A 25,434-nucleotide genomic window follows, 5' to 3' on the forward strand; every position below is an offset into this window, starting at 1 on the left:
CCGTGGCTGGCGCAGAGCTGGGAGGTCAGCCCCGACGCCAAGACCTTCACCTTCCACCTCAAGCCCGACGTCACCTTCAGCAACGGCACCCCGCTGACCGCCGACTCGGTCAAGAAGAACTTCGACGCCATCGTCACCACCCTCGGCGGCGCCAAGGCGCCCTTGGCCGCAACCTATCTCAGCGGCTACACCGGCACCACCGTCGTCGACCCGTTGACCGCACGGGTCGAGTTCTCCGCACCGAACGCGCAGTTCCTGCAGGCGACCTCCACCCCGCAGCTCGGCATCCAGGCCGACGCGACCGTCGCCGCCACACCCGAACAGCGGTGCCAAGGCACCAACATCGGCTCCGGGCCGTTCGTCTATTCCGCATGGCAACAAGGCCGTTCGGCCGCCCTGCGCAAACGCACCGGATATCAATGGGGCTCGGCGGTGTTCACCCACACCGGCGACGCCTACCTCGACGGGATCGACTTCACCGTCGTCCCCGAGTCGGGTGTGCGCACCGGCTCGCTGGGCTCCGGTCAGCTCGACGCCATCAGCGATGCCCTCCCCAACGACAAGGCACAGATCTCCTCGGCCGGTGGCAAGGTACTCACCGCGGTGAACCCCGGCGTGCCATTCGGCCTGCAGCCCAACGTCTCCCGTGGAGTGCTCGCCGACGAGCAGGTCCGCACCGCACTGCTCCCGGCGATCAACCGCACCGAACTCGTCGACACCGTGCTCGACAAGGACTTCCACCCGGCGACCGGGGTGCTGGCCGCCAACACTCCGGGTTTCCACGCCGAGACGGCGGCGCTGACCTTTGACGCCGCCAAGTCCCGGCAGCTACTCGACGCCGCGGGCTGGCGGCCCGGCCCGGATGGCATTCGCGTCAAAGACGGCCGGCGCCTGTCGTTCTCGGTGCTCTACAGTCCGGTGTTCGCCGGCAACCAGGCGATCCTCGAACTCGTCCAGCAGCAGCTGAAGAACGTCGGCGCCGACATGGCGCTCGACGTGGTGCCGGCGGCCGAGGCCACCGTCCGACAGAACGCCGGCGACTACGACGCGATCTACTACAACGTGACCCGTGCCGACGGGGATATCCTGCGCACCCAGTTCGGATTGACCACCCGAAACCTGAACCGGCGCGGTCCGATTCCCGCGTTGGATACGGCACTGGCGCAGCAGCAGAGCACCACCGACACCGCCGCTCGCAACGCGGACCTGGCCACCGCCCAGACCCAGATCATCGAGCACGGACTGTTCCTGCCCACCATCGAACTCTCCCAGGCCATCGGTACCGCGGGCACCGCGCACCAGGTGTCCTTCGACGCCTCGGCACGCCTGCAGTTCCACGACACCTGGCTCTCGGGTCGGTGACCGGCGATGATCCGCTATCTCGCGATCCGCATCGCCTCGGCCATCGGGGTGCTGTGGGCGGCATTCACCGTCGCCTTCATCATCCTGATCCTGCTGCCCTCGGATCCGGTGTCGATCGCAACCTCGGATGCCTCGATCCCCGCCGACCCGGCCGCCGTCGCCGCCCTCAAGGCCCGCTACGGGCTGGATCGTTCGGTGTGGCAACAGTATTGGTCGGCGCTGACCGGCGCGCTGCACGGTGACTTCGGGCTGTCCATCTCCCAGGGGCGTCCGGTCACCGACGTGATCGCCGACGCCCTGCCCGGCACCGTGGCGCTCACGCTCACCGCAGTGGCACTCGCCGCGGTCGGTGGGGTCGGACTCGCGGTGCTGGCGACGTGGACCCGCTCGACGCTGCTGCGTCGGGGGCTGTTGTCCATCCCGCCGCTGGTGGTGGCCCTGCCCACGTTCTGGGTGGGACTGGTCCTGTTGCAGGTCTTCGCCTTTCGTCTGCCGTGGTTCCCGGCATTCGGGGACACCCGGCCCGGGTCCATCGTGCTGCCCGCGGTGACGCTGGCCATTCCGTACGCCGGGGTACTCGGGCAGGTGCTCGTGGCCAGCATGACCGCAACCGATGCGGCGCCGTTCGTGCAGACGGCCACCGCCAAGGGGGCGAGCCGCGGGCGCGTCATCACCCGACACATCCTGCGGGTCTCGTCGCTGCCGGCGCTGACGGTGGCCGGCGTCGTCGTCGGCAACCTCCTCGGCGGGGCGGTCGTGGTGGAGACGGTGTTCTCCCGACCGGGTGTCGGCAAGCTCGCCCAATCCGCCGTTCTCGCACAGGATATCCCGGTCGTGCTTGCGCTGGTGACCCTCTCGGCGCTGGTCTTCGTCACCATCAACCTGCTCGTCGACGTCGTCTATCCGTTCCTCGACCCCCGCATCCTCAGCGGTGCGCGCCGACGGGAGCCGACGGCGCGCGACAACGACTCCCGGACGGAGCTGATCAATGTCTGACTCATCCGACACCGGTGTGTCGGTGCCGTCCTGGTCGTGGAGTCCGACGGCGGCGCGGCCCGCGGCGGTGTGGGCGTGGCTGCGGTCAAATGCCGCGGTGACCCTCGCGGTGATCGTCCTGGCACTTGCCGTCGGATTCGCCGTGGCCCCAGGCCTGTTCACCGGACGGGACCCGCTGCTGGCCGTGCCCTCGGAGAAACTCTCACCACCGGGTGCGTCGCACTGGTTCGGCACCGACAACCTCGGCCGCGACGTCTACGCGCGATTCGTCCACGGGGCGGGTCTGTCGCTGACGGCGACCATCGGTGCCGTCGGGGTCGCGTTGCTCGTGGGGGCGATCCTCGGGTTGTTCGCCGGTACCGCAGGGGCCGTCGCCGACGGGGTGATCATGCGGGCCATCGACGTGATGCTCGCCGTCCCACAACTGTTGCTGGCCCTGGCCATCGTCGCGGCCCTGGGTTTCGGCACCACCAAGGTCGCGATCGCGGTGGCGGTGGTGCTGGTCGCGAGCTTTGCGCGGGTCATGCGGGCCGAGGTGCTGCGGGTCCGCCACGCCCCGTTCGTCGAGGCGTCACGTGCCTTCGGGGTCCCGGCCCCGGTCGTGCTCGTGCGGCACGTGTTGCGCAACTCCTACGCCCCGGTGCTCGCCCTGGCGGCCGCCGAATTCGGGATGGCGATCCTGCTGATCTCGTCGCTGTCGTTCCTCGGCTTCGGCGCCACCCCGCCGACTCCCGAATGGGGATCCCTGATCGCCGACGGCCGTGACTATCTGGCCACCGCCTGGTGGATGACCACACTGCCGGGATTGGCGATCGTGGCCGTCGTGCTCGCGGCGCACACCGTCGGCCACCGCATCTCGGCGGGAGATCACCGATGAGCCCGGTATCCGATCTCCCTGTCCTCGACGTGACCGATCTGCGCGTGGCGTACCGAACCAACGGCATCGAGACCGAGGCGGTCCGCGGAGTCGATCTCACGGTGGCGCGGGGCGAGACCGTTGCCGTGGTCGGGGAGTCCGGATCCGGGAAATCATCGGTGGCGCACGCGATCATCGGACTCCTACCGCGCACGGCGCACTCCACCGGCCGCGTGCACCTCGGAGATCTGCGGATCGACGAGCTCGGCTCCCGCGCCATGAACCGGATTCGGGGCGCACGGATCGGCCTGGTTCCGCAAGACCCGGGCACCGCACTCAATCCCGTGCAACGCGTGGGTGATCAGGTCGCCGAAGTCCTGCGCATCCACGGTCGCGCCGCCCGCAAGACGGCCCGCATCCACGCGCTCGAGCACCTCGCCGACGCCGGCATCGACGATCCGGAGGTGCGCTACCACCAACTACCGCACCAACTCTCGGGCGGACAGCGGCAGCGTGTGCTGATCGCGATGGCGATGGCGTGCGAACCCGAGTTGATCATCGCCGACGAACCCACGAGCGCCCTCGACGTCACCGTGCAGCGCCGCATCCTCGATCACCTTGCCGCCCGCGCCGCCGATAGCGGCACCTCGATCCTGTTGATCACCCATGACATCGGGGTGGCCGCCGACCGTGCCGATCGGCTCGTCGTCATGTCCGGCGGGCAGATCGTCGAAAGTGGTTGGACAGCACAGATTCTCACCGAGCCGCGTCATGCCTACACCCGGCGATTGATCGCTGATGCACCCGCACTCACCTCGGGCACCCTAGCCGCACCCCGCGACGACGACGCACCGGTCATCGCACGCGCCGACCACATCTCGAGGTCGTTCCGGGTCGGTCGTGGCAACGGGTTGACCGCCGTCGACGACGTGTCGCTGGCGGTGCGCGCCGGGCAAACCCTGGCGGTGGTGGGGGAGAGCGGGTCGGGCAAGACGACCACCGCCCGCATCCTGGCCGGGCTGGAGACCCACGATTCCGGCGTCGTCGAGGCCGGTGACCGTCGCGGGGATGTCGGCTTCGTCTATCAGAACCCCTTCTCGTCGATGAACCCGAAACTGACTGTCGAACAGATCATCTCCGAACCGCTGCGTGGGGTCCCCCGAGCACAGCGCCGACGTCGCGTGGACGAGCTCCTCGCGGCGGTCGCGCTCGAACCGGGTCATGCGCGCCGACTGCCCACCGCGCTGTCGGGTGGGCAGCGCCAGCGGGTGGCGATCGCGCGTGCCCTGGCCACCACCCCGAAGCTACTCATCCTGGACGAGCCGGTCTCCGCCCTCGACGTCACCATCCAGGCGCAGGTCCTGCGACTGCTCGCCGATCTCCAACGCCACCACGGCATCGCCTATCTGTTCATCTCGCACGACCTGGCCGTCGTCCGGCAGATCAGCCACCGGGTGGCGGTCATGCGCGCCGGCCGGATCGTCGAGGAGGGGCCGGTCGAGGACGTCTTCGACGACCCGCGCCACGACTACACCCGCGCGCTCCTCGACGCAATCCCCGGAGCGGGCCGTACCGCCGGTTCCTCCACCAACCTTCCCAAGGAGTCCGCTCATGCCTGATCAGATCCGCCTGGCCGTCGCGTTGTCCGATGCCGGCTGGCACCCCGGCGCGTGGCGTGAGCCCGGTGCGCGCCCCACCGAACTGCTCACCGGCCGCTACTGGGCAGATCTGGTGCGCGAAGCCGAATCCGGCGCCCTCGACCTCGTCACCCTCGACGACGGTCTCGGACTGCAGCGCGACGATCCGCTACGCCCCGACGACCGGACCGATCGGGTTCGTGGACGGCTCGATGCGGTCCTCGTCGCCAACCGGGTGGCGCCCACCACACGTGCGATCGGCCTGATCCCGGCGGCGATCACGACCCATACCGAACCGTTCCACACCGCCAAGGCGATCGCCACACTCGACTACGTCGCACACGGACGTGCCGGGGTGCAGCTGCGAGTGGACGGATCGGCCGCCGATGCGCAGTTGTTCGGCCGTCGTACGCTGCCCGACCTGGTGCCTGCCGACCCCGACCCGGTGATCCTCGACGCGCTGTTCACCGAGGCCGCCGACTACGCCGAAGTACTGCGCCGATTGTGGGATTCGTGGGAGGACGACGCCGAGATACGCGACGCCGCCACCGGGCGCTTCATCGACCGCGACAAACTGCACTACATCGACTTCGAGGGCGAATACTTCAGTGTGCGTGGACCGTCGATCACCCCGCGTCCCCCACAGGGGCAACCGCCCATCGCCGCACTCGGACACAACAGTTCGGCCTACGACCTGATCGGCCGCGTCGCCGACCTCGGATTCATCACCGCGCGCGATGCGGCCACCGCTACCGCGGCCGTCGCCGAGATCGACGCCGCCCGGGTGTCGGCAGGGCGTGCCGATCCGGTGCGGGTGTTCGACGATCTACTCGTCATCCTCGGCGACACCGACGCCGAGGCCACGGCCCGAGCGGCACGACTCGACGAGCTCGCGGGCGCCGAATTACACAGTGATGCACCGATCTTCGTCGGTACCGCCGCCGGTCTCGCCGACCTCATCGAGGAGCTTGTCCCCGCCGCCGACCCGGGGCACGCGCTCGCCGGGGTGCGGCTGCGCCCCGCGGTGCTGCCCGACGACCTGTTCGCGATCACCGGCCAACTGGTCCCGGAGTTGCGTCGCCGCAAACGTTTTCGCACGGAGTACACCGCAACCACCCTCCGCGGGCACCTCGGACTCACCCGCCCCGCCAACCGCTACGCAGCCTGATCGGAGACCGCCATGACCGCACCCCGCAAGGAAATCCATCTCGCCGCGCACTTTCCCGGCGTCAACAACACCACGGTGTGGAGCGATCCCGCCTCGGGCAGTCACATCGAATTCGAGTCCTTCGAACATTTCGCCCGAACCGCCGAACGCGGCAAATTCGACTTCTTGTTTCTCGCCGAGGGGTTGCGGCTACGGGAGCAGAACGGCCTCATCTACGACCTCGACGTCGTCGGGCGGCCGGACACGTTCTCGATTCTCGCAGCACTCGGCGCCGTCACCGATCGGCTCGGCCTGACCGGCACCATCAACTCCACCTTCAACGAACCCTACGAGGTGGCACGGCAATTCGCGAGCCTCGATCACCTCACCGACGGACGTGCCGCCTGGAACGTGGTCACCTCGTGGGACGAGTTCACCGGGGAGAACTTCCGACGTGGCGGATATTTGCCGAGCTCCCAACGCTATTCGCGGGCCAAGGAGTTCCTCGACACCGCGATCGAGCTGTGGGAGTCCTGGCGTGGCGACGAGATCGTCGCCGACAAGGCATCCGGCCGGTTCCTGCAGGACGGCGCGGTCGGCGAATTCGTGCACCGCGGTGAGCAATTCGACATCGAGGGACGATTCTCGGTGCCACGCAGCCCGCAGGGTCGGCCGGTGATCTTCCAGGCCGGTGACTCCGAGGAGGGCCGTGAGTTCGCCGCTGCGAAGGCGGATGCGATCTTCTCCCGGCACAGTGCCTACGAGGAGGGACGCGAGTTCTACCGTGACGTCAAGTCCCGGCTGGCCAGGTACGGGCGTCGCCGTGAGCAGCTGCTGATCCTGCCGGCGGCCACATTCGTGTTGGGCGACACCGACGCCGAGGCGGCTGACCTCGCTCACGAGGTGCGTCTCGCGCAGGTCAGCGGTGCCACCGCGCTGCGCTTCCTGGAGCAGGTGTGGAACCGGGATCTCTCCGACGTCGACCCCGACGGTCCGCTGCCGCAGTTCGATCCGGTCGTCGGCGAGCACACCATCGCCCGCGGACGGGCCAGCGTGCGGTCATACCGTGATCCGCTGCAGACCGCGCGCGAATGGCGCGAACGTGCCGAGGCCAACAACTGGTCGATCCGCGAACTCATCATCGAGGTGACCGGCCGGCAGGCCTTCGTCGGCAGCGCGCAGACCATCGCCGAGCGCCTGGATCACGCCGTGCAGAACGATGTCAGCGATGGCTTCATCCTCGTTCCGCACATCACGCCCGGCGGGCTCGACCGGTTCGTCGACGAAGTGGTGCCCATCCTGCAGGAGCGCGGGAGTTTTCGTGCCGACTACACCGGTACGACGCTGCGCGACCATCTCGGGATCGACCGCGTCGCGCAGGGGTCGGGGCGCGCCGCGTCCTGAAGGAACTCAGGGGAGGTCGAGCAGTTCCTCGCAGAAGCCGCCGAAGCGGCGATCCGGGGTCAGGAGGTGCACCTCGAGAATCCAGTGGCATTGCCGGCCGGCGCGGTCGGTGCGACGCATCGGCCCCTCGGAACCGGGGGCGATGTAGCTCTCGATCTCGGCGGCATCGATGTTCTCGTGCGGGAACTCGCCGACGAGATGCCCGGCGATGTCGCCGCCGAACTCCCAGCCTGCCTCGCGGGACAGTTCGACCACGCGGTCATAAAGCTGCGCTCCGGTGATGTCGGGGTGGGTGCGGAAGTGTTCGCGTCCGGCCTCCCACACCTGGCTCAGCGATGCGCGCAGCGCGTGTTTGGTCGGGTCATCGCCGAGGACGAACGTGCGGCCGAAGTCGGCCTCCCACTCCTCGAAGATCGGACCGAAGTCCAGGAAGAGGATTTCGTCGTCGGCGAGGATTCGGTCCGGCGGATTGGCACGGTAGGTCTGCAGGGTGTTCTCGCCGGCGCGGACGATCCGTTTGTGCCAGTGCCGGGTCACGCCGAACATGTCGGCGGCGAGGTCGCGGATCTCATTGGACAGTTCTCGTTCGCCCACACCCGGTCGGATCATCCCGCGATCGGTGATCTCGGCGAAGAGTTGCTCAGCCTTGGCCTGGGCGTCCAGAAGCCGACGAACCCTGGCGTCCTCATCCGGGGAGTCGCCGAGTTCGGCGGAGGCGTCGACTGTCGTCACCTGTCCATGCTTGCACACCGAAGCGCTTCATGGTCGTGTGCTACTCATTCTGGGTCCGCTGCTCATTGTCCCGATGGTCTCGACTCTCGCCGCACGCGGCTCGGACCTCGACCAGCGGGGAGGACCGGTCTCTCCCGGATTGCCGTTCCACCCCGCGCGGAAATGCTCCAGCCCTTCCCGCCCGGTGGTCGAGGTGCCGAGGAGCGCTAGCGACGAGCCTCGAGACCTGTTGCGCCGATGGGTATCCGGTCTGCCGTAGATCGAATCCAGGACCAGCGCAGGTGGTCTCGAGGCTCGCCGCACGCGGCTCACACCTCGACCATCGGGGGAAGACGACACGCCGTCGAGGGACACTGATGCCCTTCCCGTCCCATGGTGTCCCACCCTGGTGGTCGAGGTGCCGAGGAGCGCTAGCGACGAGCCTCGAGACCCCCTGTGCCGACAGGCTTCCGGGCCACCGTGACCCTAATCCAGCGACCGCTCAGGTGGTCTCGAGGTTCGCCGCACGCGGCTCGCACCTCGACCATCGGGGAGACCGTTCCCATCCCGGTGGTCGAGGTGCCGAGGAGCGCCAGCGACGATCCTCGAGACCCCTTGTGCCGAAGGGCTTCCAGGGCCACCGACGCTCGAACACCTCGACCATCGGGTGGGGATTTCACTATGGAATTCTCAAACAACAGATGCGGTCCCGGCCAGGCCGGGTGCGGGAATCAGGCTGCTACGTCGTCGAGTCGCATGGTCCGTCGGTGATACGACGGCACAGGTCGGCGTTTCGGGTCGATGCTGGCGGGTGGGATGAGCCAGGGGTGTCGGTCGAATCCCATGATGATGTCCCAGCCGTGGTGGTGCACGTCGTCGTGGCAGCTGGTGCAGAGGAGGCAGCCGTTGTCGAGGTCGGTGGGACCACCCTTGCTCCAGTGGTGCACGTGGTGTCCTTGGCAGCGTCCGGCGTGGGCGCCGCATTTGATGCACCCGCGGTCACGCACGAGCGGGGCTTTGCGTTGGCCGGGGGTGAAGAAGCGTTTCTCTTCACCAACACTGAGCGGTACACCGTTGGGGTCGAGCACGATTTTGGTGATGGTGGTGTCACACGACAGCATTCGGGCGGTGGCTTCGGTGATGGCACCCATATTCTGCAACTCGCCGCCGAGTACCGGGTTGTCCGCCGACCAGGTCCACAACAGTCCGTTGGTCGGTTTCGCGGAGAAGGTGGTGTCCGCCAAACCTTGTGCCGCCAACTCCACGATCGTTTCGAACGCGGCGGCACAGATTTGCTCGGGCGTGCGGGGGTCGGGGGAGCCGTCGGGCTGAGGTTTCGGTGTCGACAAGGTTTCCATCAAAGTGCGGGTCTTTTCGCCGGCGATGATGTCGAGGTTCGCCGAGATTTCCAGCCGGCCGTCGTCGGTGATGCGGTCGGTGTAGCTGTTGATGTTCTTGTCTTCGGCGGCTGGTAACCCGCCGGGTGTCTCTGCGGCGAGTTCGTTCCCGAGTTGCCGGGCGTAGAGGTTGATCTCGGCGGGGGTGAAGCCGGCGAAGTAGTGCGACAGCAGTTTCCGCAGAAACTCACACCGTTGGACGGTGTCGAGGGGTTCGGGGCATCGGGTGTCGATGTGGCTCAGTCCGCGCACGATAGCGTCGACGTGTTCGGAGGAGATGGACCCGTCCGCGGCATGCGCCAACAACAAATCCACATCGGTGGTGGCCGAGATCCGCACGTACCGACCTGCGACCGCGGGTGCGAAACCCATGCTGATCAACAATTCTCGAAGTCGGGCGGTTTTGTGATCGTCCACGCCCAGGCGGTCCAGTTCGCCGGTGAGCGACGTGGCGTGGTGATCAACCAGGTTCCGCAACAACAGGACCTGCTTCATCGCACCGAAAGCCTGAGGGCCGGTCATTTCCGGATCCCATTGCATGTCGCTGAGTTGGGAGATGATGGCGGCGAAGACTGCCTCGGCGTCAACGTCTTTGGCGTCAAGAATGGCAGTGGGTTCGATCATGGGCCCCTCCCCAGTGGCTGACCGGTGCGATGCTTTCATATTACTCGAACATATGAATTATGGAAAGGGTGTTCGACAACTTTAGCGCGGGGAAAGATGCTTGTGGACAACGGGTTTCGGTGGTGGACTGGCGGCGGTTTTCTGTCGGTGGGGTGTGGTAGAGGTGTGGCTTCCGTGACCGAGTTGCCGATATGGTTGGGACGCTTGTTGCCACTCGCTACGCGTACAGCCGAAGCGCGCCGGGCGCGTGGTCGGGAACAGTGGGATGCTGCGGTGCCACCGCGGTGATCCGGCGATACGGTGCGCCGAGTGGCGGTCGTGGGTCGGCCTCTCCGGCATTGGGCCAGAACGCCATGGCGCGTTCGGCCTGGGCGGTGACGGTGAGCGACGGGTTCACGCCGAGGTTCGCCGAGACCGTCGACCCGTCCACGATGTGCAGACCCAGATGACCGAACGCGCGGTGATAGGCGTCGACGACGCCGTCGTCGGGATCGTCCCCGATGGCGCAGCCGCCGAGGAAGTGGGCGGTCATCGGGATGTCGACGAGGTCGAGGATCGACCCACCCGGATCGCCGTCGATGCGGCGCGCCGCGGCCCGGACGGCCTTGTGTCCCTCGGGAATCCATCGTGGTGGCGGATCGCCGCCGCCCGGTCGGCTCCGTAGGATCGGGCCGAATCGTCCTCGCCGCGCGTGTAATTCGATCGAGTTGTCGACGGTCTGCATCACCAGGGCGATGATGGTCCGCTCAGACCAGCGGTGCACCGATAGCGAACGGGCGGCGGCGATCGGGTGGGCGAGCATGGTCAGTACCGCGCGCAGCAGCCGTGGCATGCGTCCGCCGCCATCGACGAGAACGGCCTGCAGGAGCCCGATCAGGTTGCTGCCCTTGCCGTATCGGACCGGCTCGATGTGGGTGTGATCGTTGGGATGAAACGACGACGTGATGGCGACACCCTCGGTGTAGTCGACGTCGGTGGTGTGGGCCGTCGCGGCGAGGACGGCCTCGGAGTTGGTGCGCACCACCGTCCCGAGTCGGGGCGACAGGTTCGGCAGTCGGCGTGAGCGTGCCATCTCGAGCAGCAGCTTGTTGGTGCCGTAGGTACCGGCGGCCATCACGACCTGGTCGGCATACAGCGTCCGGCGTCCTCTCCACGGAGCGCCGGTGCGGTGGGTGCTGACCTCATAGCCGCCGCCGCGCTGGTGGAGGCCATCGACCATCGTCATCGGGATGATCTGCGCGCCGGCCTGTTCGGCGAGGTGCAGGTAGTTCTTGACCAGGGTGTTCTTCGCGCCGACACGACATCCGGTCATGCACGCGCCGCACCGTGTGCATCCGGTGCGTTGTGGCCCGGCTCCGCCGAAGTACGGGTCGGCGACCGTGACGCCGGGCGTCCCGAAGAACACCCCCACCGGGGCTGCGACGACGGTGTCGGCGACTCCCATCTCGTGGGCGACCGACCGCATCACGCGGTCGGCGGGGGTGACACCCGGGAAGCTCGTCACGCCGAGCATGCGGGAGGCCTGGTCGTAGAAGGGGTCGAGCTCGGCGGCCCAGTCGGTGATCGCGCTCCAGTGCGGATCGTCGAAGAAAGCCGCGGGCGGACGGTACAGCGTGTTTGCGTAGTTGAGCGATCCGCCGCCGACACCTGCGCCGGCCATGACCAGCACGTCGCGGAGCGGATGCATGCGCTGCACGCCGAACAGGCCGAGTGCCGGCGCCCAGACGTAGTCCCGGAGTCGCCAACTGGTCGTGGGCAACTCGTGGTCGGCGAATCGGCGTCCGGCCTCGAGGACGCCGACGCGATAACCCTTCTCGGTGAGTCGGAGTGCGGCGACCGAGCCGCCGAAACCCGAGCCGACGACGAGGACGTCGAAACGATCGGGGTCGTGCGCGGGTGCGTCGGGAGGCGTCATGGGATGTGATGCTAACGACAATCATAGAAACAGTCCAGACTGCTTGTAAGGCAGATCCGACGCGGACAAGTGCGACATCGAGGCTGTCCGGTCGGGTAGGTCGCGGCCTGGTGTGGTGGCCCTACTGTGTCCGAAGTGCACGATTCGCTCTTGCGGCGCAGGGGATCTGTGGAGAACAGTCGGATCTCGCTCGCCCGAAACGCTCACGTCCGGGCAATTCATCTGTTGAGATGAACAGATCATCTGATGAGGAGTTCGGCTGCATGGCAACGCAATTCGCTCAACAAGGACAAACCGGACGTCCGTCGTTCGGTGATCGGCTCGCTCAGCTCCGCCGGTCGCTGACCCCGGCCGAATGGGCCAGTATCGGCGGCATGGTCGCCGTCGTGGCAGCCCTGCACATCATCGGATGGGTGACCCTGGTCGTCTTCGTGGCACCGCACGACTTCAGCGTCGGGCAGAAGACCCTGGGCCTCGGCGTCGGGCTGACCGCCTACACCCTGGGTATGCGTCACGCCTTCGACGCCGACCACATCTCGGCGATCGACAACACCACCCGCAAACTGCTCGGCGACGGACAGCGGCCGATGACCGTCGGATTCTGGTTCTCGTTGGGGCACTCCACAATCGTCTTCGGGCTGGCCTTGTTGCTGTCTTTCGGTGTGCGGGCACTCGCGGGGCCGGTCGAGGACGACTCGTCGGCGCTGCACCACTACACGGGTCTCATCGGCACCACGGTCTCCGGCGGCTTCCTCTACCTCATCGCCGCGATCAACATCGTGATCCTGTTCGGGATCGTCAAGGTCTTCCGCGCGATGCGTCAGGGTGACTACTCCGAGGACGAACTCGAAAAGCACTTGAATAACCGGGGTTTCATGAACCGCATCCTCGGTCGCTTCATGAAGTCGGTGACCAAGCCGTGGCAGATGTACCCCATCGGGGTCCTGTTCGGACTGGGCTTCGACACCGCGACAGAGGTCGCCCTGCTCGTCCTCGCCGGCAGTAGCGCCGCCGCAGGACTGCCCTGGTACGCGATCCTGTGCCTGCCGGTCCTGTTCGCCGCGGGTATGAGCCTGTTCGACAGCATCGACGGCACGTTCATGAACTTCGCCTACGGTTGGGCCTTCGCCAACCCCGTGCGCAAGGTCTACTACAACCTCACCATCACCGGACTGTCGGTCGTCGTCGCCTTCGTCATCGGCACCATCGAGATCCTCGGACTGCTGGCCGACGAGTTCGGCTGGAGCGGCCCGTTCTGGGACGACGTCTCCGGGATCGACCTGAACATCGTCGGCTACGCCATCGTCGGTCTGTTCATCGTCACCTGGCTCGTCGCCGTGGTCATCTGGCGCGTCGGGCGAATCGAGCAGCGGTGGGCGCTGGCGCCCGCGACCGTGGCCGAGCGCGTCGAGTAGTCGCGGTGCAGCGGGTCCGGTGAGGTTCGGTGCGTCGCCCCACGAGCGCTGACGTAGACTGCCGGTGGCGTCGACCCGCTGCGTCTGGGTGTCGCCGCCCGCCTCAGTAGCTCAGGGGATAGAGCATTCCTCTCCTAAAGGAAGGGTCGCAGGTTCGAATCCTGCCTGGGGCACTGTGACATCCTTGCCGGCCTCCGGCCGGTGTGCGCCTGCTGTGTTTGAAAGAGATCCACGGAGGCGCACTGTGACATCCTTGCCGGCCTCCGGCCGGTGTGCGCCTGCTGTGTTTGAAAGAGATCCACGGAGGCGCACTGTGACATCCCTTCCGGCCTCCGGCCCGTGTGCGCCTCTTGTGTGGAAGGAAGCCGTGAAGGCGCACCAGATCTACTTTTCACACATGTGTCATGACGCCGTTCGGACTGCGTCCCCGCTGATTCGGACTGTCATGCTCTCGCGCTTCGCTTCACCATGGTCACCTCAGCACGCGCGTGCGCGGGACGACAATGAACGCGTTCGCCAGGTTGCCGAAGATGCAGTCACCTGGTTTGCTTACTGCATTATGGTGCAATATCAAGCACTAGCGGTGCGCAGCGTCGAATGGGTGAGGTGGGGGGCTGCATGACGGTGGGGAGCTGTCTATCTGTGCGGCGGTCAGAGGGCGCAAGGTCCTCGTGTCTGGCATCGGTTGGAATTGGTGTCATGCGCTGCGGTCGTCTCCGCGGTGGGCGTCGGGGCCTCGGTTGCGGGCCCACATGCGTTTGCTGGTGAAATCCCAGGTGTTCCGGAGATGCCCGAGGTGCCCCTGTGCCCGCTGACCACCCCACCCGACGTCAGGAGAAGACAGGAACCGACACGGCGTGAACTACTACGAACTCAGCCCGGAGGTTCCGGCAAACTTTCACGGTGGTACTCGGGACGACAGTCTGACACCGCCGCGAGTGACATCGGTGAAGCTGGGCTTCGAGTTCCCGTTGCGCTCGGAGATCATTAGGACCAGGGGCGCTTACGTTGTGACGGCAGCGGCGGCTCAGGCGCTACGGGCGACGGACTTCACAGGATTCCGGTTCGGGCCAGTGACGGAGGCAGTGATCGAGTCGTGGTCGGAGTACGCAGACCAGATCGTGATTCCCCCGTTGGAGTGTTTGATCGTGGTGGGTGCTCCGCTGGTCGATGATTTCGGGCTACAGCGACTCAGCCGCCTTGTTGTTTCCGAGCGGGCTGCGCGGTGGCTTGTTGCTCGCGACCCGAATCTTCGGGAGTCGACTGCAGAACTCGACGACCAGGGCGAGGTGATCGACCTCGGGCGTAGCCTGCCGGAGGTTTCTTCGTCGCCGAGGTCCAGTGAGTGGTCGCCGTAGTCCGACTCCCTGCTGCCCACTGCGCCGCGTATGCGTTCAGCGCGTTGGTCGAGTTGTCGGCATGAGCACGAGTGCAACCCGTGAGAGGATGTGAATCCTGATGAACGGCGAGAAGTGCGGGAACGGATCGCTTCGTACGCTGGCCCTGGGCATGGTGTTCATGTCAGGGGCGCTCATCTTCTACAACTGTGTAAGCCTCATCGCCTCTTTTCGCAGTAGCGTGCACGGAATGGGCAACAGTGCGGTTGACTCGCTCATGCTCTTAGCGTTGGTTCCGGTGTTGTGGCATAGCTTTGTCTACGTATTCATCTGGCGGTGGGGGCGTCGTATTCCTTCACGCAGAGCGTGGCTCACCGGCGAAATTATTCTATGGGCTTCGATAGCGCTTCCGTTCGGTGTGGGTATCTTCTTTGGTGAACTGTTGGCTTGGGGGGTCGGCATGACGTACACGCCGTTGGCTGCTCTCGCTGGGCTGATTGTGGTATGTACGGGCAGTAGGAATACGGTTTCCGGATGATTCGGCGAACGAGACTTACTCGGGCCAGCGGTATACTCGCTTTCTTATTCGGTGTGGTCATATTGATCGCGGGAGCGACTAACCTTTCCCGACTTCCGGGCGCTGAGGATGCCGAGGCGAACTTCGCCAATATTCCAGGCCAGATGACTGGAAAAAGTATGACTATTTCCGGTGCACCCGTGATTGGAAGTTGCGCGAACCTTGAGCTACTGAGTTCGTCAGTGACATATGCCCCTCAACCATGTGATGATCGCGCGGCATACAAGGTGGTCGAGATTGTGTCGGAGCCTGATGAGTGCATCGCAGATGTTGATGGCAAGTTCTCTCCTTCGGGTGGCCAGTGGGTCGCGTGCCTTGATTTCAACTGGCGCGCTGGCACGTGTATCGAGGTAATCGACGGACGTGGCCAAGTGGAATCGTGTGACCGGAGAGGTGCCGACATCCACGAGCCTGTCAGCGTATCGACGGGATCGGCAAGTTATGGCGATTGTGCTTACCACGGCTTCTCCCACCCGGTTCGCAAGTTCGTCATCTGCACTCGCCCGACTCAACTCTAGGTTCGAGATTCACGGAGGATGAGGTCAGTAAGTACTATGAATTCAAGAAAGTGATCCAGTGAAGTTTGGGAAATCGGGGGCGTTCTGTGATCGGAAATGAGGCGTCCGAACTGGCATCTATGCTGTGTGCCGGCACGGTGGGGCGCATGGTCACTGTCTCGCTGGTGGAGCGCGGACTCGCAAGTAGTATTCACGAACTATCCGCCATGGAGATATTGTCTGTGGATATCTCTGAATTTGTTTTTGGTCAAGAAGGTCCGCTGGCTGCGGAGAGGGTGGATCGAGAGTTCGCAATAATTGCGGATCCCCGTGAAATAGCTCTCGATATCGTTGAATCGCCTGGAGCGCGCTGGTGGTTCGACAGTGTTTCGCAGAGTTGGGCACCGGGTGCATCCTCGGACGCGACTGCTCGCACTTTCCCGCAGGTGTTCGGATGTGAACGTGGCGCGTGGTGGTGTGAACCGCTGTACTGGCGCAGCGATGTATTCGGTCCCTGTTCTTTGGCGTGCGACCTGATACCCGGATCGACGACACCGGTTAGGCGGATTCTTGAAGACGAACATGTGACGCCACTCGAAATCGCGCCGTACGAATTCTCCGAACCGCTCAGTGTGGGATCACGGAGACTCTACGAGATCAACAGCCCTTCTGACTGGGTCGCGCTGTGCCTGCGTTTTCCCCGAGTTGTCGATGGCTTATCCGTAGATCCGGCGCAGGTGCTGGACTGGTTCCTGGTTCAAGAATCTCCGATCCTACAACCGGATTGGCCAAGGGTTGCGAGAGCTTTTGACGGCGTTCGCTTGTCCACCGGCGGATTCGTGTCGACCGCCTACACGTGGTTCGATGCGGGCACTGATTACCGAACAACCTTGGTGGGGTGGAATCCAGGGGAGTCTGTCCTGTTCTTCGTGCCCCCGATCGGCGGAGGGTCATAAATGCGGAGTAATACCCCTCATCAGCGGACATCGAAGCCGCGGCCGCTGCCATGGTGCGGTGAGACCGCGGGTGGGCGACGAACAGCCCACCCAAGATCGAACGCCGTCCGAGTATGCCAACGCCCGCGGTGCACCGACCGCGTCGGCACATTCGCCCGGCGTTCGCGCCGCGTCGACGGGTGACCTGGTCATCGAGGCGCTGCGCTACGGTGAGCATCGTGGACTCGCGGAAACCTCAGACAGTTCTCGTCACCGGCGCGACCAGCGGAATCGGCGCCGAGGTGGCACGACAGATGGCGGCGCTCGGGCACCGCGTCTACGGCACCAGCCGTCATCCCGACAAGGTTTCCGACCCGATTCCCGGTGTCACCTACGTGCGCCTCGACAACGCCGACTACGCCTCGGCGGATGCCTGCGCCGCAGAGGTCGGTGACGTCGACATCCTCGTCAACAACGCCGGTGAGTCGCAGGCCGGTGCGCTCGAGGACACCCCGATGAGTGCCATCGAGGATCTGTTCCGCGTCAACGTGTTCGGGCCCGTCGCCCTGACCAAGGCGGTCCTGCCGGGTATGCGGCAACGGCGCCACGGCACGGTCATCATGGTCGGGTCGATGCTGTCGAGCTTCCCCGTCGCATTCCGCTCCAACTATGCGGCCACCAAGTCGGCGCTCAAGGCCTTCGCGCTGGCGACCCGACGAGAGGTGGCGCCCTACGGAATCCGGATGATCAGCGTCGAGCCGGGGACCATCGCCACCGGTATCGGGGGCCGGCGCAGCATCCACATCGATGACGGATCGCCGTTTGCGGCCGAGTACGAGACCCTCGCCGCCGCCACCCGACGCAACGAGGACGCGGGAATCGACGCGTCGACGATGGCCCGGGTCATCGTCGAGGCCGCGCTCGCCGAGCATCCGAAACCGTTCTACGCCAAGGGAAACAACGCGGCCATCGTCTTCGCCCTGCGGCGGCTGATGCCGCGTCAGATCATCCTCGATGTCACCGCGCGCAAACACGGGCTGCCGCGGGTCAAGAGTTGAGCGCCGTGCAGGTCACCATCCGCGTCATCGGCATCGGACCGGGAGATCCGCGGCAGATCACGCTGCAGGCCATCGACGCCATGGCCGGCGTCGACGTGTTCCTCGCGCTCGAGAAGGGCGACGCCAAGGGCGGCCTACTGCAGGCTCGCCGCGACATCCTCGAACACCATGCACCGCAGGGTTATTCGCTCGTCGAGATTCCCGATCCGCCCCGCGACAGACGCCCCGCCGACTACGACGCCGAGGTCCGCCGCTGGCACGCCGCGCGTGCGGAACTCCTCGCCCGGGCGATCCTCGCCGACGTCCCCGACGACGGGGTGGCGGCATTCCTCGTCTGGGGCGACCCCGCACTCTACGACTCCACCCTGCGCATCGTCGACGACCTCGCCGCGCGCGACGACCTGCAGGTGTCTGTGGAGGTGATCCCGGGCGTCACCAGCGCGTCGGCGCTCACCGCCGCACACGGGATCGTCGCCAACCGGGTGGGCGAACCCATCCACATCACCACCGGGCGTCGCCTCGCCGACACCCCTCCGGGTGCCGACACCAACCAGATCGTGATGCTCGACGCCGATCTCGGTTTCCGCCACACCGCCGCCGCCGACGACGAGATCTGGTGGGGCGCCTATCTCGGGACGCCCGACGAGATCCTCATCAGCGGCCGGGTCGGCGACGTCACCGACGAGATCGTCGAGACGCGTGCCGCGGCCCGCGCCCGAATCGGCTGGATCATGGACATCTACCTGCTCCGCGCGGCGCGACAGGCTCCGGGGGACGCCCCGGGATAGGTCACCACCACACCTCGCCGACCAGGTCGAGGATGTCCTCGGCGAGTTCGGGCCGGCAGATCACGAAGTCGGGCATGTACGGCTGTGGCTGGTTGTAGACGATCGGGGTGCCGTCGAGCCGGCTGCAGTGCAGCCCCGCGGCGAGCGCCACACCGACCGGTGCCGCGTTGTCCCACTCGTACTGCCCTCCGGAATGGACGTAGGCGTCGGCGTCACCGCGCACCACCGCCATCGCCTTGGCGCCCGCCGAACCGATCGGCACCGGGCGTAGCCCGAGCCGGCGCGCCACCGCGGCCACCTCGTAACTCGTGCCCCACCGTGAGGTCGCGATGCGGCCCGACGCGTCGGCGGGCACGGCGTCGACGGTGTCGGTGCGAAAGACCTCTCCCATCGCCGGCAATGCGACGGCGGCGTCGGTGACCGCACCGTTCTCGGTGAGTGCGACGTGCACCGCCCACTGATCGCTGCCCGCGGCGAACTCGCTGGTGCCGTCGAGCGGATCGATGATCCAGACCCGCTGTGCCACAGCGCGGTCGCCGACGTCGGTGGCCTCCTCGCTCAACACCGCGTCCCGCGGCCGGTGCCTGCGCAGAACGGTGCCGATCCACGCCTGGGCGAGCGCGTCACCGGCATCGCCGAGCAACCGCCCACCCAACAGGTCGCCGGAGCGCACCCCGAGCAGGATCTCCCCGGCCCCGACCGCGATGCGTGTGGCCAGCTCGGCGTCGGAAAGACCGGAACTCATCTGTTCACTAGAGCACACTGGTGTCATGCCCGAACTGCCCGAGGTTGCCGCGATCGCCGATTTCGTGGACGGACGTACCGCCGGACTACCGATCCGGCGGGTGGACATCGCATCGTTGTCGGTGCTCAAGACCGCCGACCCCCCGTACACGGCCCTGACGGGGCGGCTCGTCGAATCCGTCGGCAGAGTCGGCAAATACCTGATCATCCGCACCGTCCCGGGTTCCGAGACCGATCCCGAACCGGTCATCAACCTGGTCATCCACCTGTCCCGGGCGGGCTGGCTGCGATGGAGCGAGGATCTCTCACCCAAACCCCTTCGACCCGGCGGCAAGAGCCCGATCGCGCTGCGGGTGCACTGCGGGATTCCCAGCGCCACCGGTGGCGAGGGTTTTGACGTGACGGAGGCCGGAACGCAGAAGCGGTTGGCGGTGTGGATCGTCCGCGACATCACCGAGGTCGAGCGCATCGCGACATTGGGGCCCGACGTCCTCGCGCTCGATCGCGACGAGTTCGCCGACATCCTCGCCGGCACCGGCGCGCGCATCAAGAACGTGCTCACCGATCAGCGGGTGCTCGCCGGGATCGGTAACGCCTACTCCGACGAGATCCTGCACACCGCGAAGCTCTCTCCGTTCGGCACCGCGAAAACCCTGACCGGCGAACAGATCGACACCCTCTACGAGGCGATGCGCGACGTGCTGACCGACGCGATCGGGCGTCTGGAGGGCCAGGGCGTGGCAAAGCTGAAGTCGGAGAAGCGGACCGGACTCAAGGTGCACGCCCGTACCGGTCTGCCGTGCCCGGTGTGCGGGGACACGATCCGTGAGGTCGCCTTCAGCGACCGATCCTTCCAGTACTGCCCGACCTGCCAGACGGGTGGCAAGGTTCTCGCCGACCGCCGGATGTCGCGACTCCTCAAGTGAGGCAAGAACTGTCCGAAGACGGTGTGGTCGCGCAACTGCGGGCGGCCGGGTGCGTGTTCGCCGAGGAGGAGGCGACGATCCTCCGCGAGGCCGCCGCCGACGACGCGGATCTGACCCGGCTCGTGGCACGCCGGGTGGCCGGTGAACCGATCGAGCATCTCGTCGGCTGGGTGGAGTTCGCGGGCCGGCGCCTGGCGGTCGGGCCCGGGGTCTTCGTGCCGCGTCGACGGTCGGAACTGCTCGCCGCCGTTGCCGTCGGCGCCGCCGCATCCCGGCAGCGCCCGGTGATGGTCGAACCCTATTGCGGTGCAGCACCACTGGCGTCCACCGTCGGCGCCTGGATGCCGACCGCGCGGGTGTACGCCACCGACATCGACGACGTCGCACTGCGATGTGCGCGCCGCAACCTCGGTGCCGACGCCGGGGTGCTGCGCGGCTCGGGTCTGGCCGGGCTGCCCGCAGCGCTGCGCGGACGGGTGGACGTGATCGCGGCCGTCCCGCCGTACGTACCGGACGCGGCGCTCGCGTTGTTGCCGCACGAGGCCGCCGACCACGAACCCCGCCGGGCACTGCTGGCCGGCGCCGATGGACTCGACCACATCGGCACCCTCATCGCGCAGGCGCCCGGATGGCTGGCCGCCGACGGCGTGCTGGCGATCGAGATGAACGAGGAGCAGGCGCAGATGGTCACGGATCCGGACGATCGTTTCCCAACAGCGGCTCTCGCCCGCCGCGTCCTCTTCGCCCGCCCCGTTCTCTATGCCACCGACGACTCCCGCACCGTGGTACTGGCGCTGACGATGCCCGGCTGATCTGACCCTCGGGTAAGTTGGCGGACGTGACGCACCGCGACAAGATCCTGATCACCGGCGCGAGCTCGGGACTCGGCGAGGGCATGGCCCGCGAATTCGCCGGCATGGGCCGCTCACTGGCACTGGCCGCACGACGCCTCGACCGCCTCGATGCCCTCGCCGCCGAACTGCGGCCCCATGCAGGCACGGTCGCGACCGCGGCCCTCGACGTCACCGACGTCGACACCGTTCCCGTCGTGTTCGGGGCTCTGCGCGACGAGCTCGGCGGCCTCGATCGCGTCATTGTCAACGCCGGGCTCGGTAAGGGTGCACCGCTGGGCACCGGCAAGATGCACGCCAACATCGAGACCGTGCAGACCAATCTGACCGGGGCGCTCGCCCAGATCGAGGCGGCACTGGAGATCTTCCGCGCCCAGGATCACGGGCACCTCGTGCTGATCAGTTCGATGAGCGCCGTCCGCGGGCTACCCAAGGCGCAGACCGCGTACTCGGCGTCGAAGGCGGGGCTGACCGCGATCGGGCAGGGCTTGCAGGCCGAGTTCGCGCACTCGCCGATCACGGTGTCGATCGTGCTGCCCGGCTACATCGAGACCGACATCAACCGCGGCCTCAAGACCTCACTCATGACCGACACCGACTCCGGCGTGCGTGCCATGGTGGCGGCCATCGAGGCCGAGAAGGCCTCGGCGCCGGTGCCCGCGTGGCCGTGGGTGCCGATCGCCGCGGCCCTGCGACTACTGCCGGCGTCGATCACGCGTCGACTGATCTGATCCGGTCTCAGCCCGCTGCGGTGGTCGAGGCCGGGGCGGTCGACGAGGCCGGGGTCGGGGTGCCCCACACGACCGGCGAGGTCTTGAAGTCGAAACCGTCGGCCGTGGTCGTCTCGGCCCAATAGATGACGCTGGTGAGTTTCTGCCCGGCGTCGGCGTAGGCCACCAGACAGGTGGCGTAGGAGTCGCCGCGCTTCATCTGCTCCGGGGGCGACGGATTGCCGCACGCCTTGAGGGCCGCCGGCGGCGGCAGCGTCAGAGCCGGAGTGCGGCCATCCACGCTGCCCGCCAGCCCCACGACCGTCGGTGCGGCGGACGAGTGTGCGGCCAGCGACGTCACCGTCACATAGACGAAGAATGCCGCGCCGCCCTGTGTCGCCGAATCGGGAACTCCCTCACCGGGTGTGATGCCGGTGACCGTGTACATCGCGGTCGGGCCGGACGGACGGAACGCGTCGGCGGGCAGCACCGCCGAATCGCCGAAGCGCAGGGCGGTGCCCGGTGCCGTCCGCGCCGGGGCGCCGGGCGGGACCGACACCGCGACGGAGGTCGGGAACGACGAGGTGCCGGGCGCCGACGACGGCGTCGACGACGAACAGGCGGTGAGTGCCGAGCCGGCCGCGACAGCTGCGAGAAGCGCACCGGATACGCGCATGGTCATCGAACCGCGGGATCGTCGGGGCCGGATCAGGGGTCGTGGCAGGCGCATGAGGGATCGCGGCGCGCGTGACGACGGTGACGTACTCACCTGCGTAAGGTAACCGATGTGTCGATTCACCACAGTCAAGCGGTCGCCCATGGCGCCTTCCAGGTCCTCGGAACCGGGGACGCCGAACCCGTCGACGAACTGCTCCGCGATGTGTTCGGGCGGAACGACATCGCGACGATCGGCGCCGATTGGCGCGGCATCGTGTACTTCACCCTGGCCGACGACGATGAGGTCGACGCCTCGACCGTCGTGGGCTTCGACGCGTCCAGCGGCAGCTCCGGGCCCCTGGCCACCCTCGAGGAGGTGATGGCCGCCGTGGCCGACGGTGACATCGCCGAGGCGGTCGACGCCGAGAGCTTCGACGCATGGCGCGTGGCGACCGGGGTCGACGGCATCGCCGTCGGCGACTGTGTGCCGCCGTCGCTGCCGGAGTTCATCGGTGGTGACCCCGCCGAACGCGCCGTCGAACCGCTGTCGCTGGTCTCCCACATCGCCAGCTGCGCAGCGCTGATGGGCCGCATCGAGCAACTCGGTCTGGCACCCGGCGATGACATCCCGGACGAGGTGTTCGACGCCACCCGATGGGAGTGAGCGCGCCGCATCCGGGGAATGCTCAGGCCTGCCGGCCGCGCCGCGACCGATACCACCGCACCAACTCGTCGGTCGACGAATCGCCCAGTGCCGCAGGTGGTTGCGAGTCGGTGATCGACCCCAGCAACTCCATCGCCTGGGTCTTGCCGAGCTCGACGCCCCACTGGTCGAAGGGATTGATACCCCAGATGGTGCCCTCGACGAAGACCTGGTGTTCGTAGAGCGCGATCAGCTGGCCGATGACCGATGGGGTGAGTTCGGGCGCGAGGATCGACGTCGACGGCCGGTTGCCGGGCATCACCTTGTGCGGCACCACATGTGGGTCCACGCCCTCGTCGGCGATCTCGTCGGCGGTCTTGCCGAACGCCAGCACCTTGGTCTGCGCGAAGTAGTTGCTCATCAGCAGATCGTGCATCGACCCGGTGCCGTCGGCGGTGGTGAGATCGTCTGTGGGCTCGGCGAATCCGATGAAGTCGGCCGGGATCATCCGCGTGCCCTGATGGAGCAGTTGATAGAACGCGTGCTGTCCGTTGGTGCCCGGCTCACCCCAGAAGACCTCGCCGGTGTCGGTGGTGACGTGATGCCCGTGTGCGGTGACCGACTTGCCGTTGGACTCCATGGTCAACTGCTGCAGATAGGCCGCGAACCGCGCCATGTCGTTGGAATAGGGTAGTACCACCCGTGATTGGGCGTCCCAGAAGTTGGAGTACCACAGCCCGATCAAGCCCAGGATGACCGGTGCGTTGCGCTCGAGCGGCGCGGTGCGGAAGTGTTCGTCGACGAGGTGGAAGCCGTGCAGGAACTCGCCGAAGCGGTCCTTGCCGATGGCCGCCATCACCGACAGGCCGATCGCCGAATCCACCGAGTACCGGCCGCCGACCCAGTCCCAGAAGCCGAACATGTTGACCGTGTCGATGCCGAACGCCGAGACCTTGTCGGCGTTGGTGCTCACGGCCACAAAGTGTTTCGCGACGGCGTCATCGGCAGCGCCAAGGCCGGCGAGCAGCCACCGCTTGGCGGCGGCGGCGTTGGTGAGCGTCTCCAGCGTGCCGAAGGTCTTGGACGCCACGATGAACAGCGTGGTCTCGGCGTCGAGGTCGGCAAGCGTGGCCACCAGGTCGGCGGGATCGACGTTGGAGACGAAATGGCAGCGAATGGGCGAATCGACGTAGTGGCGCAACGCCTGATAGACCATCACCGGTCCCAGATCGGAGCCGCCGATGCCGATGTTGACGACGTCGGTGATCGCTTTGCCGGTGTGCCCCTTCCACTCTCCGCTGCGGAGCTTGTCGGTGAAGGCGCCCATCGCGTCGAGGACCTCGTGGACGTCGGCCACCACGTTCTGGCCATCGACGACCAACTCGGCGTCGGCAGGCAGGCGCAGTGCCGTGTGCAGGACGGCGCGATCCTCGGAGGTGTTGATGTGGACGCCGGCGAACATCGCGTCGCGCTTGTCCTCGAGACCGGCCTCACGGGCCAGGCTGAACAGCAACTCCAACGTCTCGCGCAGCACGCGATTCTTCGAGTAATCGATGTGCAGATCGCCGACGTCGACGGTCAGTTCGCGGCCCCGATCGGGGTCGGCCGCGAAGACCTCCCGCAGATGCATCGAGTGAACGTGATCCTGATGCGCCGAGAGCGCCTGCCACGATTGGGTGCCGGTGATGTCGTGCTCGTTGCCATCGAGGTCACTCATACGACCACCCTATGTGGTGGGTGGGCGGCCCGCATGCACCGGCGCACACCGCACCGGCGCACACCGTCACCGGCCGAGCGGGCCCCGACCCAGACGCAGCAACAGCATCGCGAGCGTATGACCCTCCTGACCGAGTTCGGCGAACCGGTCGAGCACCTTGACCTCGCGGCTGTGCACCAGTCGCGGTCCGCCCGAGGCCATGCGTGCGGCTCCGACCTTCTTCGACACCGCAGACCGGCGCTTCACCGCGGCGAGGATGATCGCGTCGAGGCGGTCGATCTCGTGTCGCAACACCTCGATGTCGTCGGGCAGACCCGACACATCGTGTTCGAGCTCGTAGGAGGAGAGATCGATCGAATCGGCGAAGGAAGCGCCACCCGTGCGGGCGGGTGCGGTGTTGTCGGGGCTGGTCGACGAGTCGCTGGGGTCGGTCACCGTGTCGATTTTGCCACGCAGACACCGTGCCGTGGACACTGGTGGCCATGCCGAGACCCCGGGCAAGCATCGACCCCTCCCGAGATCCCGAAGAC

The 25,434-nt window shown here is 66.7% G+C and carries 23 protein-coding genes and 1 tRNA gene; 17 read left to right on the plus strand and 7 right to left on the minus strand.

Features of this window, described 5'->3' with window-relative positions; translation table 11 throughout:
• The 6 genes from B1964_RS24195 to B1964_RS24220 all read left to right on the plus strand — a co-directional run.
• Positions 1-1,362 (plus strand): ABC transporter substrate-binding protein (locus B1964_RS24195; protein ID WP_079931599.1); only part of this gene is annotated, 1,362 nt, incomplete at its 5' end.
• 6 nt (positions 1,363-1,368) lie between these two features.
• Complete coding sequence (locus B1964_RS24200) at positions 1,369-2,358, plus strand: ABC transporter permease (RefSeq protein ID WP_079931600.1); 990 nt, start codon at positions 1,369-1,371, stop codon at positions 2,356-2,358.
• Positions 2,351-3,235, plus strand: coding sequence for an ABC transporter permease (locus B1964_RS24205; RefSeq protein WP_079931601.1), 885 nt, complete (start codon positions 2,351-2,353; stop codon positions 3,233-3,235). Before B1964_RS24200 ends, B1964_RS24205 begins: the two co-directional genes overlap by 8 nt.
• Complete coding sequence (locus B1964_RS24210; protein WP_079931602.1) at positions 3,232-4,833, plus strand: ABC transporter ATP-binding protein; 1,602 nt, start codon at positions 3,232-3,234, stop codon at positions 4,831-4,833. Before B1964_RS24205 ends, B1964_RS24210 begins: the two co-directional genes overlap by 4 nt.
• Complete coding sequence (locus B1964_RS24215) at positions 4,826-6,019, plus strand: LLM class flavin-dependent oxidoreductase (protein WP_079931603.1); 1,194 nt, start codon at positions 4,826-4,828, stop codon at positions 6,017-6,019. Before B1964_RS24210 ends, B1964_RS24215 begins: the two co-directional genes overlap by 8 nt.
• A 12-nt stretch (positions 6,020-6,031) precedes the next feature.
• Entirely contained in the window at positions 6,032-7,402 is a 1,371-nt protein-coding gene (locus tag B1964_RS24220) for an NtaA/DmoA family FMN-dependent monooxygenase (RefSeq protein ID WP_079931604.1), read from the plus strand.
• Positions 7,403-7,408: 6 nt separating this feature from the next.
• On the opposite strand, the gene B1964_RS24225 is transcribed toward B1964_RS24220, so the two are convergent.
• The 3 genes from B1964_RS24225 to B1964_RS24235 form a co-directional block, all read right to left on the minus strand.
• The gene (locus B1964_RS24225; RefSeq protein ID WP_079931605.1) at positions 7,409-8,134 is read right to left on the minus strand and encodes a M24 family metallopeptidase; all 726 of its coding nucleotides are present in this window, start codon (positions 8,132-8,134) and stop codon (positions 7,409-7,411) included.
• A 710-nt stretch (positions 8,135-8,844) separates the two neighbouring features.
• The gene (locus B1964_RS24230) at positions 8,845-10,134 is read right to left on the minus strand and encodes an HNH endonuclease signature motif containing protein (RefSeq protein WP_079931606.1); all 1,290 of its coding nucleotides are present in this window, start codon (positions 10,132-10,134) and stop codon (positions 8,845-8,847) included.
• Between the two features lie 217 nt (positions 10,135-10,351).
• The gene (locus B1964_RS24235) at positions 10,352-12,049 is read right to left on the minus strand and encodes a GMC family oxidoreductase (RefSeq protein ID WP_079931607.1); all 1,698 of its coding nucleotides are present in this window, start codon (positions 12,047-12,049) and stop codon (positions 10,352-10,354) included.
• 263 nt (positions 12,050-12,312) lie between these two features.
• Between B1964_RS24235 and B1964_RS24240 the strand changes: the two genes are divergently transcribed.
• From B1964_RS24240 to cobF, 7 genes are all read left to right on the plus strand, one after another.
• Complete coding sequence (locus B1964_RS24240) at positions 12,313-13,464, plus strand: HoxN/HupN/NixA family nickel/cobalt transporter (RefSeq protein WP_079931608.1); 1,152 nt, start codon at positions 12,313-12,315, stop codon at positions 13,462-13,464.
• Positions 13,465-13,564: 100 nt separating this feature from the next.
• Positions 13,565-13,637: transfer RNA gene (locus tag B1964_RS24245), tRNA-Arg, on the plus strand.
• Between the two features lie 684 nt (positions 13,638-14,321).
• Positions 14,322-14,822, plus strand: coding sequence for a hypothetical protein (locus B1964_RS24250; RefSeq protein WP_139765852.1), 501 nt, complete (start codon positions 14,322-14,324; stop codon positions 14,820-14,822).
• A 100-nt stretch (positions 14,823-14,922) separates the two neighbouring features.
• Complete coding sequence (locus B1964_RS24255; protein ID WP_079931610.1) at positions 14,923-15,339, plus strand: hypothetical protein; 417 nt, start codon at positions 14,923-14,925, stop codon at positions 15,337-15,339.
• A gap of 703 nt (positions 15,340-16,042) precedes the next feature.
• Positions 16,043-16,831: a hypothetical protein gene (locus B1964_RS30120; RefSeq protein ID WP_139765853.1), complete on the plus strand. Its 789-nt coding sequence runs from the start codon at positions 16,043-16,045 to the stop codon at positions 16,829-16,831.
• 218 nt (positions 16,832-17,049) lie between these two features.
• A complete protein-coding gene (locus tag B1964_RS24260) occupies positions 17,050-17,868 on the plus strand; it encodes an SDR family oxidoreductase (RefSeq protein WP_079931619.1) in 819 nt (272 codons plus the stop codon).
• Between the two features lie 5 nt (positions 17,869-17,873).
• Positions 17,874-18,656, plus strand: a complete 783-nt coding sequence (gene cobF, locus B1964_RS24265) for a precorrin-6A synthase (deacetylating) (protein ID WP_079931611.1) — start codon at positions 17,874-17,876, stop codon at positions 18,654-18,656.
• 1 nt (position 18,657) lies between these two features.
• Here the strand turns inward: cobF and B1964_RS24270 are convergent, their stop codons facing one another.
• Positions 18,658-19,401 carry a 3'(2'),5'-bisphosphate nucleotidase CysQ gene (locus B1964_RS24270; protein WP_079931612.1) on the minus strand — a complete coding sequence of 248 codons (744 nt, stop codon included), beginning with the start codon at positions 19,399-19,401 and terminating at the stop codon, positions 18,658-18,660.
• A gap of 25 nt (positions 19,402-19,426) precedes the next feature.
• Here B1964_RS24270 and B1964_RS24275 point away from each other — a divergent pair, with 25 nt between their 5' ends.
• Genes B1964_RS24275 through B1964_RS24285 form a run of 3 tightly spaced genes read left to right on the plus strand, consistent with a single transcriptional unit; the run spans position 19,427 to position 21,908 of the window.
• The gene (locus B1964_RS24275; protein WP_079931613.1) at positions 19,427-20,326 is read left to right on the plus strand and encodes a DNA-formamidopyrimidine glycosylase family protein; all 900 of its coding nucleotides are present in this window, start codon (positions 19,427-19,429) and stop codon (positions 20,324-20,326) included.
• Entirely contained in the window at positions 20,323-21,138 is an 816-nt protein-coding gene (locus B1964_RS24280; RefSeq protein ID WP_035727124.1) for an SAM-dependent methyltransferase, read from the plus strand. The genes B1964_RS24275 and B1964_RS24280 overlap by 4 nt, the downstream gene beginning before the upstream one ends.
• A 26-nt stretch (positions 21,139-21,164) precedes the next feature.
• Complete coding sequence (locus tag B1964_RS24285; protein WP_079931614.1) at positions 21,165-21,908, plus strand: SDR family oxidoreductase; 744 nt, start codon at positions 21,165-21,167, stop codon at positions 21,906-21,908.
• Between the two features lie 7 nt (positions 21,909-21,915).
• On the opposite strand, the gene B1964_RS24290 is transcribed toward B1964_RS24285, so the two are convergent.
• A complete protein-coding gene (locus tag B1964_RS24290) occupies positions 21,916-22,569 on the minus strand; it encodes a hypothetical protein (protein ID WP_079931615.1) in 654 nt (217 codons plus the stop codon).
• 105 nt (positions 22,570-22,674) lie between these two features.
• On the opposite strand from B1964_RS24290, the gene B1964_RS24295 reads away from it, so the two are divergent.
• Positions 22,675-23,208 carry a hypothetical protein gene (locus tag B1964_RS24295; RefSeq protein WP_014361163.1) on the plus strand — a complete coding sequence of 178 codons (534 nt, stop codon included), beginning with the start codon at positions 22,675-22,677 and terminating at the stop codon, positions 23,206-23,208.
• 22 nt (positions 23,209-23,230) lie between these two features.
• Here the strand turns inward: B1964_RS24295 and pgi are convergent, their stop codons facing one another.
• Both pgi and B1964_RS24305 read right to left on the minus strand, forming a co-directional pair.
• On the minus strand, positions 23,231-24,904 hold the full coding sequence (gene pgi, locus B1964_RS24300; protein WP_079931616.1) for a glucose-6-phosphate isomerase: 1,674 nt from the start codon (positions 24,902-24,904) through the stop codon (positions 23,231-23,233).
• Positions 24,905-24,970: 66 nt separating this feature from the next.
• Complete coding sequence (locus B1964_RS24305) at positions 24,971-25,339, minus strand: chorismate mutase (protein WP_006368318.1); 369 nt, start codon at positions 25,337-25,339, stop codon at positions 24,971-24,973.
• Positions 25,340-25,434 lie beyond the last annotated feature (95 nt).

It is taken from the genome of Gordonia sp. i37 (genome assembly GCF_002043085.1).
In the GTDB taxonomy this organism is placed as follows: Bacteria; Actinomycetota; Actinomycetes; order Mycobacteriales; family Mycobacteriaceae; genus Gordonia; species Gordonia polyisoprenivorans.

Coding starts and splice junctions, on each gene's coding strand:
- B1964_RS24215 (WP_079931603.1), top strand. CDS start 4,826: ATGCCTGATCAGATCCGCCTGGCCGTCGCGTTGTCCGATGCCGGCTGG.
- B1964_RS24290 (WP_079931615.1), bottom strand. CDS start 22,569: ATGACCATGCGCGTATCCGGTGCGCTTCTCGCAGCTGTCGCGGCCGGC.
- pgi (WP_079931616.1), bottom strand. CDS start 24,904: ATGAGTGACCTCGATGGCAACGAGCACGACATCACCGGCACCCAATCG.
- B1964_RS24205 (WP_079931601.1), top strand. CDS start 2,351: ATGTCTGACTCATCCGACACCGGTGTGTCGGTGCCGTCCTGGTCGTGG.
- B1964_RS24275 (WP_079931613.1), top strand. CDS start 19,427: ATGCCCGAACTGCCCGAGGTTGCCGCGATCGCCGATTTCGTGGACGGA.
- B1964_RS30120 (WP_139765853.1), top strand. CDS start 16,043: ATGGTCACTGTCTCGCTGGTGGAGCGCGGACTCGCAAGTAGTATTCAC.
- B1964_RS24230 (WP_079931606.1), bottom strand. CDS start 10,134: ATGATCGAACCCACTGCCATTCTTGACGCCAAAGACGTTGACGCCGAG.
- B1964_RS24235 (WP_079931607.1), bottom strand. CDS start 12,049: ATGACGCCTCCCGACGCACCCGCGCACGACCCCGATCGTTTCGACGTC.
- B1964_RS24210 (WP_079931602.1), top strand. CDS start 3,232: ATGAGCCCGGTATCCGATCTCCCTGTCCTCGACGTGACCGATCTGCGC.
- B1964_RS24255 (WP_079931610.1), top strand. CDS start 14,923: ATGAACGGCGAGAAGTGCGGGAACGGATCGCTTCGTACGCTGGCCCTG.
- B1964_RS24220 (WP_079931604.1), top strand. CDS start 6,032: ATGACCGCACCCCGCAAGGAAATCCATCTCGCCGCGCACTTTCCCGGC.
- B1964_RS24270 (WP_079931612.1), bottom strand. CDS start 19,401: ATGAGTTCCGGTCTTTCCGACGCCGAGCTGGCCACACGCATCGCGGTC.
- B1964_RS24200 (WP_079931600.1), top strand. CDS start 1,369: ATGATCCGCTATCTCGCGATCCGCATCGCCTCGGCCATCGGGGTGCTG.
- B1964_RS24240 (WP_079931608.1), top strand. CDS start 12,313: ATGGCAACGCAATTCGCTCAACAAGGACAAACCGGACGTCCGTCGTTC.